8 protein-coding genes are annotated in these 12934 nt (G+C 63.0%); 4 read left to right on the top strand and 4 right to left on the bottom strand.

The genetic code is table 11. The features are described 5' to 3' along the window. Positions 1 to 709: 709 nt before the first annotated feature. Both NFE57_RS08045 and NFE57_RS08040 read right to left on the bottom strand, forming a co-directional pair. On the bottom strand, positions 710 to 1939 hold the full coding sequence (locus NFE57_RS08045) for a type II toxin-antitoxin system HipA family toxin (protein ID WP_252135054.1): 1230 nt from the start codon (positions 1937 to 1939) through the stop codon (positions 710 to 712). Next, a complete protein-coding gene (locus tag NFE57_RS08040; RefSeq protein ID WP_252135053.1) occupies positions 1936 to 2151 on the bottom strand; it encodes a type II toxin-antitoxin system Y4mF family antitoxin in 216 nt (71 codons plus the stop codon). The genes NFE57_RS08045 and NFE57_RS08040 overlap by 4 nt, the downstream gene beginning before the upstream one ends. Before the next feature lie 265 nt (positions 2152 to 2416). On the opposite strand from NFE57_RS08040, the gene NFE57_RS08035 reads away from it, so the two are divergent. Continuing rightward, positions 2417 to 2710 carry a hypothetical protein gene (locus NFE57_RS08035; RefSeq protein ID WP_252135052.1) on the top strand — a complete coding sequence of 98 codons (294 nt, stop codon included), beginning with the start codon at positions 2417 to 2419 and terminating at the stop codon, positions 2708 to 2710. Positions 2711 to 2876: 166 nt separating this feature from the next. On the opposite strand, the gene NFE57_RS08030 is transcribed toward NFE57_RS08035, so the two are convergent. Next, positions 2877 to 5420, bottom strand: coding sequence for a polynucleotide kinase-phosphatase (locus NFE57_RS08030; RefSeq protein ID WP_252135051.1), 2544 nt, complete (start codon positions 5418 to 5420; stop codon positions 2877 to 2879). Then, positions 5417 to 6820 (bottom strand): 3' terminal RNA ribose 2'-O-methyltransferase Hen1, encoded by a 1404-nt coding sequence (locus NFE57_RS08025; RefSeq protein WP_252135050.1) that lies wholly within the window; start codon positions 6818 to 6820, stop codon positions 5417 to 5419. Before NFE57_RS08025 ends, NFE57_RS08030 begins: the two co-directional genes overlap by 4 nt. A 515-nt stretch (positions 6821 to 7335) precedes the next feature. On the opposite strand from NFE57_RS08025, the gene NFE57_RS08020 reads away from it, so the two are divergent. Genes NFE57_RS08020 through NFE57_RS08010 form a run of 3 tightly spaced genes read left to right on the top strand, consistent with a single transcriptional unit; the run spans position 7336 to position 12893 of the window. Further along, complete coding sequence (locus NFE57_RS08020; RefSeq protein WP_252135049.1) at positions 7336 to 10032, top strand: type I restriction endonuclease subunit R; 2697 nt, start codon at positions 7336 to 7338, stop codon at positions 10030 to 10032. Continuing rightward, entirely contained in the window at positions 10033 to 11436 is a 1404-nt protein-coding gene (locus NFE57_RS08015) for a restriction endonuclease subunit S (protein WP_252135048.1), read from the top strand. It begins immediately after the preceding gene. Further along, positions 11433 to 12893, top strand: coding sequence for a class I SAM-dependent DNA methyltransferase (locus tag NFE57_RS08010; protein ID WP_252135047.1), 1461 nt, complete (start codon positions 11433 to 11435; stop codon positions 12891 to 12893). Before NFE57_RS08015 ends, NFE57_RS08010 begins: the two co-directional genes overlap by 4 nt. Positions 12894 to 12934: the final 41 nt, after the last annotated feature.

Raw genomic sequence — 12934 nt, 5'->3', positions numbered from 1 at the left:
ATCAGCAAGATCGCAGCCGATTGGCCCGCCACCCGCTGGGACGAACTGCTCCCATGGAATTGGCAGCCACCTGTCGATCAGCCCATCGCTCAAGCCGCCTGAACCGCGGCCTCCAGGCCACGCTTACCGCTCAACGGCAGGCCATTGACGTGCATATTCGTCATTGATGCTGTTGAATGGTCCGCGGACCTTCAAGAGTTGGATCAAATGGCCCAAAACTCGCCTGGCGGTTTCTGGTCGATCGGATCGCAAACTTCGGGCGCCGCCCGCAGCCCTGAACTGACTCGTCGCCTGAGCAATTTCCGGCGTGACGCCTAGACGTGCCTCTGCGACCTTTTCGCAACCTTCACGTGCCTTGCACCTGCCGCAGCGTGTTTCAACAACCCGTCCACGCGCCCAGCGCGCAGGTTCCACACCATGAACGATCCAAGCAATCGGATTGCCAAAGCAAGGCCTGCCGCCGAGGCGTGGCATCCTCGTGACGTTGCCATCGACGATGTTTACGTCTTTTCTAAAGATGATGGTCTCGGGAAGGCTCATCCCGTTCAGGGATTTTCAAGCTGCGCGGCCCATTGCAATTGCTGGTCGTAAGGCAAGTTCTGGAGGCGCTCAATCTTATCGAGCCGGGCGGGGTCCGATTGCGACATTCGTTTGCTCAAGGCGACAGGAGGCGCTTTCCTAACCGTAATCGCGGTGCGCGCAACCCTCATCAGAGCTCTTTAATGCGACGGGCTCTAAGCTCTGCTCTTCCTACAATGGCGCTTCCAACGTCGCCGGCAACGCCGATCGTCGGGACGCAATTGACGATACGTGTAGAGATGCGTTCTATCCTCTGTCTAACGAGACGCATTGACGTTCTACTCGTCTCCGCGAAATTCGCCCATGCATCGTCGTCGATCTCACTGATCGTCCCGGCGCCTCCCAAACGCATGGCCATACGTGGACTGAGGTCCGGCCAGTGGATGGTCGAGAGGAGATCGTAGAAGGGCGCCAGCCTTGGCCCACTATGGTCGAGCAGGAAGGAAAAGTTCTTCCCGTGGGCGTCCGCGTTCCCGATGATCAGATTGAAGATCGTGACATCCAGCAGGTTGAGCACGGCTGGGGCTGGCTGCCGAACATAGTCTCTCACCAGACTAAAAAGATCACGGAACGATGGTCCGCCCTCGGCGGCGTATTTGCGTTCTGGAGGCACGCCAAGCGCCTGGCAGGCATCTTCCTGATGAAGGCGGAAGGTAAGGCCATCCGCACCAGTCAGTCGGTCATAGCGTTCCACCAATAGGTAGCGACGGTCCTCTGCGATCCGCGCCTCGGCGTGTGCAACAGGTAGTCCCACTCGCGCGGCCAAAGCCATGCAGAAGGCTTCGTTCTCGACCGATCCTGGGAAGTGCTCGATCTCGGGCTTGATGATGTGCGTCGTGGGCTGCCCCGGCGATGGTAATGCCGGCTGTCCGTCCAATAGCACGACGGGTAGCTTTGCCTGGGCTCCCGCAAGGCTGAGGCGCAGCCCTTGCTCTCCGGCGAGTAATGGCCGTGCGGGGAGGCGCCGGAGCACGCGAGTCAGGTCACGCTCCGTCAGTGGTCTCGGATCGTATCGCGTTGCGGCCGGTAGTGGCTGCTGACCTTCGGGAAGCAGCGTCAGCGCACCGGCAACATCTCCCCCCAGTCGGTCGAGCAGGGCAAATTCATTGGCCGACGAAACACCGAGCGCTCCGGCGGCCAGTTCACGTTGGCCGGCTTCGGGCAGGAGACCGCCGAAGAAGGGGCGACACTCGGCGCGACTGAACAGCTCCTCACGCAGTGGCAACGAGCGGGAGAGTGCCGGCTTGCCAGCGCGTAGCCATTCGATGTCATACACGAAGCCAAGATCGCCGTGACGATCCTGCGAGAGTGTCCCGGCGATGGTGTCGTCCCACCACACTTTGAGCGTGCGGTCGATCATCTGCTCTCGACGGCGAGTGTGAGGCCGAGCGCAGCGAGCACGGCCATGATCTTGCCGACTTGCATGGTCTGCTTGCCGGCCTCGAGTTCGATGATGAACCGGATGCCGACCCCTGCCACGCCGGCGAGCTCGTCCTGGCGTAAGCCCTGCTGCTTGCGGGTAGCGCGGATGATGGCCCCGAGATCGGCCGGAGAAGTAAGGGCTGTCGTCATATTCCCGACCGGGGTTATTATCAGTTATATGCCGCTTTGTCGATATAAATGTTACCGATCGGGAAATTTAATCCCCTCAGGCCGAAAATAGTGGCGGCAACTTCCCGGTCGGTAATGTCGTGGCCGCCATCCTAGACTTTGTCTCGAACGGGATTACCATTTCGAGACAAGCTTCTATGGGTAATGTAGTCCTGTAACGAAGCCACCCGCGTCCAGGGAATCAAGCTGTCACGGTCACCTCGTCAACAATCAACGAGGTGACCTGATGAAAGCGTTTGAAGCAGCGACGATTGAGGGGTTCGAAGCGACGATATTTGCCGCCAGTATCGACGAGGCTGCGCGCCTCTTCTGCACTCATCACGAGATATACATGGGGCGAATGCCCCCGGAGTTTACCGTCGGAGCAATACGACGACCCCGCGTAGGCATGAAGCGCCGACATCTGGCCGAGGCGATCGAGCGGGGGTTTCCGGGTGTTGGCTATTATCTGGCGGGGAGAGGCTGGTCCGTGATTTCGGCCGACCTGCTGGTGACATTGGTCCCGCAATGGCCTGCTTGATTTCTGCGCTGCGGCGGAGCCGCGTCCTGATTGGACGCGGCTCCAGGAAATTCCGCTATTCACGGCGGGTCTCAAATATCGCGGATTTTGGTCAATCTTGAAAAGAACCAAGGTTGATGGATGTTGCAGCTAAGTTGACGCGAATCGCCCTTTTCAAAGGTTGATATCAAAGCCTCGGATCGACCGGCTCACTCTCCATCGCCAGCACGCCGAACACGCATTGATGCACGCGCGTGAGCGGTGCGTGTTCGACGAAGCGGTGGAGCGCCTCCAGCCCGAGCGCGAACTCACGGAGCGCCATCGAGCGTTTCGTGCCAAGACCGCGCTTCTTCAAGCGCGCGAGGTTCTCCGGTCGGTCGTAATCTGGGCCGTAGATGATCCGCAAATATTCGCGGCCACGGCATTTGATCGCAGGCTGGAGCAGCCCCTTGCGGCCACGTGCAATGAACTGAAGCGGTTTGACCACCATGCCCTCACCCCCCGCCTCGGTGATCTCTTCCCACCAGGCGATTGCATCGGCCGCCTGCTGGGCATCCTCGATATTGATGACGCGATATTGCGTCGCCAACAGCAATGCGGGGTCGGCGGCAGCCAGCCGGTGCGCGGCAACCATGTGCCAGCCATGATCCTTGTCGTCATGCACTTGGCCTTCGCTGGCGAGCAGATGAAAAGGCGCGATGCGGAGGTCATCGATCCCTGCGAACGGCGCGACATAGCGGTTATAGGCGGCACGATAGCGCGTTGCGTCGTCAAGCCGCGCGTCCGTCCTTGCCTTGAGTGCGGCGACATCGAGACCGTGCGTCTTCGCCACGTCGAGGGCCTTAGACAGCGGAGCCAAGCCGCTGATCGCCGCAGCGCCGACGGCTGCATACTGCCCGCGCACGAGACTCCCGGCCTTCATGCTCCATGGAAGGATTTCGGAGTCCCACAAAACCCAGTCGCTGTTGATCTCACCCCAAAGACCAGACGCTTCCATCCCTGCATCCAAGCGACGCAGTGAGGCGGCCTCCAACGCGGGATCGGTGAAGAAGCGACGACCGGTACGCGTGACGATCACCCCGCGTCCGCCATCCTCGATCCCGAAACGCCGCGCGGCGACCTCCTGCGTGCGCGCAAGCAGCACGAGCCCTCGCGAGCCCATATGCTTCTCCTCGGCGACGAGCGTGGTGACTCCCTGCGTCGCATAATAAGCGAACGCTTCTTCGGGACGCTCCAGCCAGCCGTCGAGCGCGCTCGTCTTCGCCGGCGACATGGTCGGAGGCAAGTGGATCAGCCAGCGTGGATCGACGGCGTGCCGGCTCATCACTTCGAGCGCGGCCGCGGCATTGTCCTCGTGTACGATGACCTTGCCGTAGATGCGGGTGTCGATGATCTGCTTGCCCAGCACGTCCGCGATATCGAGCTGGCGCGATGCCGTCTCACCCGTTGCCGGCGACGGCTCGGTCAGTGGCCTGATCGGCTCGTAATAGGTTTTCGCTGCGGGCACCGAGACCAATTCAAGCTCGGGATAGCGTAGCGCGGTCAGCTTGCCGCCGAACACGCAGCCGGTGTCGATATCGATCGTGCCGTTGACCCAATTGGCCTCGATCACCGGCGTGTGCCCGTAAACGACCTTGGCGCGGCCCTTGTAATCGGCCGCCCAATCGAAGCGCACCGGCAGGCCGAACTCGTCGATCTCGCCCGTGGTCTCGCCATACATGCAAAACTCGCGCACGCGGCCCGATGCGCGGCCCTGCATCTCTTCCTTGAGACCGGCGTGCGCGACAACGAGCTTGCCGCCATCGAGGACATAATGACTGATGAGCCGATCGAGCCAGTCGCGCATTGAGGCGACGAACTCCGGCGGCTCCTGCGCGAGCTGTTCGATCGTCTCGGCGAGGCCATGGCCGATCTTGACGTTGCGGCCAGCGAGATGCCGATGCAGCTTGGCATCGTGGTTCCCGACCACGGCGAGGGCGCTTCCATTTTCAACCATGTGCCGCGCGATACGCAGGACATCGGGCGACCGCGGACCACGATCGACCAGATCGCCGATGAACACGGCCTTGCGGCCCTCGGGAGGCGTCACCGACACCTCCTTCCCATCCCAATGCACTTGATAGCCGAGCTCGGCCAGCAATGTCTCGAGCTCATCGGCGCAGCCATGGACGTCGCCGATGATGTCGAACGGGCCCTCGTCCTCGCGCTGGTCATTCCACAGGCGCGTGCGATCGATCGTGACGGCGTCAACGTCCTCGACCGATCGTAGCCGATGAATGTAACGGATGCCCTCACGCCCCATGCTGCCCAGCGAGCGCTTGAGGCTTTGCATCTGTCGGCGCACCGGTCCCGCACCGAACTGGCGATCGGGACGCTCGGCATTCCGCGCGACCGCAAGCGCCTCGGACAGATCGAACACGATAGCGACGGCGAGCGCGTGCCATTTGCGCGCCAGAGCAACCAGGCTGCGGCGCGCCTCGGGTTGCACGTTGGTCGCATCGATTACGGTGAACCGGCGTACCTTGAGCCGCTTCTCGACGACGTAGTGGAGCACATCGAACGCATCGGCCGTGGCGCTCTGATCGGTCTCGTCATCGGCCACCCAGCCGCGCATGCGGTCCGAGGAAATCACCTCGGTCGGCAGGAAATGCTTCGCCGCGAAACTCGACTTGCCAGTGCCTGACGCACCGACCAACAACACAAGCGCGAACTCGGGAATCTCGATCTTCATGCCGCCACCTGCACGTCCTGGACGCGTGTGAACACGACCACCTGGGTGGGGTGCCCGTGGGTCGTATCCTCAATCCCGATACCTTCGAAGCGTACCGTATAGCCGTGCGCTTGAGCGACGCTCTCCGCCCAATGGCGGAACTCGGCGCGAGTCCATTCGAAGCGATGGTCGTGGTGCCGGAAGCGATCTGCGGGGAGCGTTTCGAACAGAGCGTTGAACTCACGATTGGGCGTGGTGACGATCACCGCGCCCGGCTTGGCGAAGCCGAACAATGCCGCCTCGAATGCGGGTAGCCGCTCGGCATCCATATGTTCGATTACTTCGATGACGGCTGCCGCATCGAATCCCTGCAACCGGCTGTCGCGATAGACCAGCGAGCCCTGGAGCAGCTCGACTCGCTGCCGCTTCATGTCGGGCATGTTTTCGAGGCGCAGCTTGTCATCCGCGGCCGCGAGTACGCGCGGCGCCACCTCGACGCCGACGATACGGTTGAGGCCGGGGACCTTGAGCAATTCGCGGATCAGCCGGCCTTCGCCGCAGCCGAGATCAAGCACGGTCTTAGCGCCAAGCTCGCGTAACAACGACGTCACCCGCTCCATGCGCTGATCATTGAGCCGGATCGGTTTTTCGATCGTCTGCTCCTCGGCATCCTGCGCGGCGTGCTCCTCGGCCGGCTCGGCATCGACGCGGTCTTCGAGCGCGGCACGGGCGCGCTGCATCAGGCTGCCGAAGCGGAGATAGCGCCGCACGATCAGCTCGCGATCGGGATGGGTTTCCAGCCAGCCTTCGCCCTTGCGCAGCAGCTTCTCCACCTCGGCCTCGCCGATGTAATAATGCTTCTGGTTGTCGAGTACCGGGATCAGCACGAACAGATGCGTGAGCAATGCGGCCAAGCGCACCTCGCCCTTGATCGTCAGGCTGACATAAGGGCTCTCGCCCCAATCGGGATGCGTGGGGTCGAGCGCGATCGGCTCGGCATGAACTTTGTAGCCGAGTGGCGCGAACAGACGCTCCACGATGTCCGAGCCGCCGCGGGCGGGGAGGGGAGTGATGCTGGCCTCCAGCGGGATGGCGGTGTCAGCGAGCGCTTGCCGATCCCTTGAACGACCAGACATCGCGGTGTTCAGCAGCCGCCCGAGCGCGACGCTCAGCAGCGACGAGGCCGCATAGGGGCGATCGTTGACATATTGCTCCTCGACCGCGCCCTTGCCGCGCACCAGCTCGATCGGATCGACCTCCAGCGTCATCGCCGCCGTGCAGCGCTCCGCCGACGCCTCCGGGTAGAACAGGGTAGCGCGCCCGATGTTGAGATCGACCGTCTGGACGTTCGCCGGGTTCTTCATCAGCAGAAAGCCGAGATCGGTCGCCGGGTGATGGGTCGTTGTGATGGTGAGAAGCATCAAGGGTGTCCAGAAATGAAAAAGCCCCGTCGATCGGGATCGGCGGGGCTGCGGTCATGGTCGGAAGGTGAAGCGATCTGTCATGGCGCAGCTCAAGCGTTAGGGCGCAGCAGCAGGGCGTAAAAGAGCATGGCGCAACGATGCGCACCCGAGAGGGCGTTCGGCATGATGACGCTGGTGGTCGACGCGGTCATGGGCGCTTCATCGGCGCGCAGCCGAAACGAGTCAATTGGGTGCAATAAGTCGAACTCCTCGAAATTGCCCGGAATTTCAAAAGCCGTGAGAAATCTGGATACGGCTGAGCTTGCATATTAAGGTCGCGGTTCAGCCAGCTCGGAAGAGAGAAGTCGTAGGAGCCTGCTATCCGACGCATCCGGGTGATGCTGATTTGGGGCGGGTTCGGATACAGGAGCCATTCACAGGGGCAGAGTTCGCCATCCAGGTGCTCCGCAGCGAATAAATGGGCAATGCCCGCAAACGCTTGCCGCATGGGAACTTGGCGCTAGTGTCGCGCCATGCCGACGCCTGAACAACGCGCGCGAAAATTGATCGATGCCCAGCTCATGGCGTCGGGCTGGGCCATCCAGGATCGCGATCAGCTCGATCGCCGTGCGTCACTCGGCGTGGCGGTGCGGGAATATCCGCTCGCCGCCGGGCCGACCGATTATCTGCTGCTGGTGGATAGCAAAGCGTGCGGCGTGGTCGAGGCCAAGAAGGAAGGGTTCACGCTCTCGGGCGTGACCGATCAGGCGGTGGGCTACAATGCCGGCGCATCCGACGCGCTGGCGAATTGGGGGATGCCGCTGCGGTTCGATTACGAAGCCAGCGGCTCGGAAATTCTTTTCTCGGACCGCCTCGATCCTGACCAGCGTTCGCGGCCGCTATTCGCCTTCCACCGGCCCGAAACCATGCTCGAATGGCTAGAACGCGCATCGAGCGTGCGCGCCCGCCTGACCGGACTGCCGTCGCTCATCGCTGACGGCCTGCGCGAGTGTCAGGTCGAGGCGATCGACGGCATCGAGCATTCGCTGGCGCAGGGGCAGCCGCGCTCGCTGGTCCAGATGGCGACCGGTGCGGGCAAGACCTTTACCGCGGCGACGCTTTGCTACCGGCTGCTGGCGCACGCCGACGCCAAACGCATCCTGTTCCTGGTCGATCGCAACAACCTCGGCCGGCAGACGCTCAAGGAGTTCCAGACTTATCGCCCGCCGGGCACCGGCCGCCTGTTCACCGAGCTTTACAACGTCCAACGGCTCGGCCCCGCCGGGCTCGATCCGCCGGCCAAGGTGGTCATCTCGACGATTCAGCGCGTCTTTTCGCAGCTTGCCGGCACCGAGCTCGACGAGGACGACGAGGAGCAGGGCGATTTTGAGACCGCGCACGCGCCCACGCGCCCGGTAATCTACAATCCCCGCCTCCCGCCGGAGACGTTCGATTTCATCATCGTCGACGAATGTCATCGTTCGATCTACGGCAGCTGGCGTCAGGTGCTCGATTATTTCGACGCGCAGATCATCGGCCTCACCGCGACGCCGTCGCCGGTGACGCTCGGCTTCTTCAACCGCAACCTGGTCGCCGAATATCCTTACGAGCGGTCGGTCGCCGACGGCGTCAACGTGCCGTTCGAGATTTTCCGCATCCGCACCCAGATCGGCGAGCATGGCGGGCGCGTGTCCGCCGGCTACAGCGTGCCGCACCGCGATCGCCACACCCGTCGGCAGCGTTACGAGCAGCTCGACGACGATCTCGTCTATTCGGGCGCCGATCTCGATCGCTCGGTCGTCGTCCCCAACCAGATACGCACCGTGCTGGAAACCTATCGCGACACGCTGTCGACCGAACTGTTCCCCGGCCGCGCCGAGGTGCCCAAGACGCTGATCTTCGCCAAGGACGATCACCACGCCGAGGAGATCGTGATGATCGCGCGCGAGGTGTTCGGCAAGGGCAACGATTTCGCCAAGAAGATCACCTACGCCGCCACCGAGCCCGAGAAGATTCTCGCCCAGTTCCGCACCGAATATCTGCCGCGCATCGCGGTGACGGTGGATATGATCGCCACCGGCACCGACGTGAAGCCGATCGAGGCGCTGATCTTCATGCGCGACGTGCGCTCGGCGATCTATTTCGAGCAGATGCGCGGCCGCGGCGTGCGCTCGATCCCGGCGGGCGACCTCGCGCGCGTGACGCCGGATGCTCCGGCCAAGGAACGCTTCGTGCTGATCGACGCGGTGGGCGTGACCGAAAGCGACAAGACCGTCACGCAGCCGCTCGAGCGCCAGCGCCAGGTCTCGTTCGACAAGCTGCTGGAGAATGTCGCATCGGGCGCCAGCGATGAGGACACCGTCTCCAGCCTCGCGCATCGCCTTTCGGCGCTCGACCGCAAGCTCACGCCCGAAGATCGGCAGAAGGTGATCGAGGCGGCGGAGGGGCGCTCGCTCAACGAGCTCGCCGGCGCGCTGGTCGATGCGCTCGACTATGATTGTATTACCTTCGCGAGCGACCCCGAAGCAGAAGGCCGACGGCAGCGCGAAGAGGCGTTGCGCCCGTTCGACAAGCCGAGTCTGCGCACCCTGCTAATCGAGCTCAAGCGCGCCAGCGAATTGGTGATCGACAATCTGTCGAGCGACGCCGTCATCTCCTCGGCGTTCGATCCCGCCGCGGCGGAGCGCATGACCAGCAGCTTCCGCGCGTTTCTCGACCAGCAGCAGGACGAGATCGTCGCGCTCCAGATTCTGTTCGGCCGCCCGGCGGCGCAGGCGCGGCTCACTTATGCCAGCCTGGAGGAATTGCGCGCCGCGATGCTCCGCCCCCCATGGCTTTTGCAGCCGCTGGAGCTATGGAGCGCGTATCGCAGACTCCAGGGGGACAAGGTGCGCGGCAATCCCGCCAAGGCATTGACGGATATCGTCGCGCTGGTCCGCTTCGCGATCGGCCAGGCGGAGACGCTCGCGCCGCTATCGAGCGAGATGGCCGGCCGCTTCAACCTGTGGCTGGGCCGCGAGAAGCAGGCCGGGCGCGACTACAGCCAGGCGCAGCTCGGCTGGCTGGAGGCGATCCGCGACCACCTCGCCGCCAATATCGAGCTGCCGCTGAGGGACTTGCAGGAGCTGCCGCAATTCGAACGCCGCGGTGGCATCATCGCCGCGCGTGCGGCCTTTCCGGGGCGGCTGGATGCGGTGGTGGATGAGCTGACGACGGCGTTGGTGGCGTAGGTGAAGGGTTCGATTGCGGGCGGCAAGCCATGGGCCTTGCCCGGAGGATGGCGATGGGAGCGCATCGAAGATGTCGCGCCGGTCAATCCCAAACGAAAATTCGGCAGCACCAGCGATGACGAACCAATGGCATTCGTGCCGATGGCGGCGGTTGCCGAAGAGTCCGGTAAGATCGATGTCAGTCAGTCTCGACCCGCTGTCGAGGTGCGCAAGGGATATACGCGGTTTCAGTCCGGTGACGTGATCTTCGCCAAAATCACGCCCTGCATGGAGAATGGCAAAATCGCCGTCATCCCGGAACTCCGGTCGTCCTTCGGCACGGGATCGACGGAGTTTCATGTGCTGGCACCCGAACGCGTCGAGGCGCGGTTTCTGTTCTATTGGCTGTCGCAGCGCCAATTCCGGCAAGAAGCTGAGTTCAACATGACCGGCACGGCGGGCCAGAAGCGTGTGCCGCTGGACTATCTACGCAATGCCTCGATTCCGGTGCCTCCGTCCGAAACCCAGCGCCGCATCGTCGCGCGCATCGACGAGCTGTTTTCCGAACTCGACGATGGCGAGGAGGAACTGGCGCGGGCGCGCGCCGATCTGGAAACCTACCGCAAGGCCCTGCTCAAGGCTGCCGTCACCGGCGAACTGACGGCGGATTGGCGGGAAGGTAACGCCCCGGAAGGCGACGGCACAGCGTTCCTCTCCCAGCTCCGGGCGAACCGCGAACCGCCAGAGGGACGCCGCCGGCCACGTTCTGGCCGAACGTCCTCGGCCGATCCTGCGATACTACCGACATTGTCCGAAAGTTGGGCCTGGGCAACGCTCGGCCAATTGATGACTCACATTGAAGCCGGTCTGAACGTGAAAGCGCAAGGACGCCCGCCAGAACCCGGTGAGACCGGCATCGTCAAAATCAGCGCCGTCACTTGGGATGAATTTGATGAGACGGAGAGCAAAACCCTGTTCGCTGATACGGCGATCCGGGAGGCGAACCTGATCCGACCCGGTGATCTGCTGCTCTCGCGTGCAAACACCTTGGAGCTTGTTGGAGCACCTGCGATCGTCGGACATATCGGCAGGCGCCTGGTGATTAGCGATAAGGTGCTTCGGCTTCATGTGGATGAGACGGTGAAGCGGTGGGTTTATTATGTGCTCAAGTCTCCGCTGGGCCGGAAGCAAATCGAAGCAGCGGCGACGGGAAATCAGCTGTCGATGCGGAATATCTCCCAGGATTCGCTGCGTGCACTGGCTATCCCGCTGCCGCCTCGACTCGAATTGGATGAAATGATGTCGCGAATCGACGCAGGCTGGCTGGGTCATATCGATATGAAGGAGGCGCTGGAGGAAACAGACGCGAGCACCCTCCGCCAATCCATCCTCGCCGCCGCCTTCCGTGGAGAACTCGTCCAGTGAACGAACAGGTGCTCGTCTCGAAGGTCTGGAACTATGCGCACGTGCTGCGTGACGAGGGCGTCTCCTATGGCGATTATCTCGGCCAGATCAGCTTCCTCCTGTTTCTCAAGATGGACAAGGAGCGCGCCGGGGCGCTCGGCGAGCCCTCGGCGATCCCGGTGGATTGCAATTGGGACAGCCTGCGCGCGCTCTCCGGCGCCGCGCTCGACGCGCATTACAAGGAGGTGCTCGCCAAGCTTTCGAAGCGCGACGACATCGTCGGCACCTTGTTCCTCAAGGCCGAGAGCAAGATCGGCGATCCCGCGCGGCTCCAGCGCCTGATTCAGCTGATCGACGCCGAGACCTGGATGGGGCTCGACGTCGATGTGAAGGGCACGATCTACGAGGGGCTGCTCGAGCGCAACGCCGGCGAGGTGAAGTCCGGCGCCGGCCAGTATTTCACCCCGCGCCCGCTGATCGACGCAATCGTCGAGGTGATGGACCCGGAGCCCAACGAGTCGATCCACGACCCCGCCTGCGGCACCGGCGGCTTCCTGCTCTCCGCCTATGAGCATATGCGCGCCAAGCCCGCAGCAAACGACAAACGGACGGCGCGCCGACTCAAGGAAGAGATGCTGTCGGGCAAGGACATCGTGTCCGAGGTCGTGCGGCTGTGCGCGATGAACCTTTATCTGCACGGCATCGGCGGCGCGCACTCGCCTGTGCAGCAGGGCGACGCGCTGATCGCTGACGACGGCGGCCGCTACGATCTGGTGCTAACCAATCCGCCGTTCGGGAAGCGCCAGTCGTTCCGCATCGTCAATGCGGAAGGGGCGATCGAGACCGAGCGGCAGGATTATGTCCGCGAGGATTTCACCGTCACCACGGGCAACAAGCAGCTCAATTTCCTCCAGCACATCATGACGATCACCACATCGTCCGCCGCGGTGGTGTTGCCGGACAACGTGCTGTTCGAAGGCGGGGCGGGCGAGGCGCTGCGCCGCAAGCTGCTCAAGGATTTCGATTTCCACACCCTGCTGCGCCTGCCCACCGGCATCTTCTACAGCCAGGGCGTGAAGGCCAACGTGCTGTTCTTCGACCGCGCGCCGCCGGGCGATCGAGTGAATACCGAGGCGCTGTGGGTCTATGACCTGCGCACCAACCAGCGCTTCACGCTGCGCGAGCGCCCGTTGAAACGCGCTGACCTCGACGATTTCGTTCAGTGCTATGGCGCCAAGCACAAACGCCACGAACGCACCGAGAGCGAGCGCTTCCGCTGCTTCGCCTACGAAGAGCTGGCGAAGCGCGACAAGCTCAACCTCGACATCTTCTGGCTCAAGGACGCCAGCGCCACCGATCCCGACAGCCTGCCCCCGCCTGAGGAAGTCGCGGTGGAGATCGTGGCGAGCCTGGAACTCGCGCTGGAGAAGTTCCGCAACGTCGCGGCAAAACTCGGCGCGGGCGAGCCGGCGGAATAGGCCGTCGCTTCGAGGCGGGAACGTATTATTCTTTGACTTCA

It is taken from the genome of Hephaestia sp. MAHUQ-44 (genome assembly GCF_023806085.1).
Lineage (GTDB): Bacteria > Pseudomonadota > Alphaproteobacteria > Sphingomonadales > Sphingomonadaceae > Sphingomonas.
Note: the sequence above shows the minus strand (reverse complement) of the source record. Positions and strands in the feature narration are given on the sequence as shown.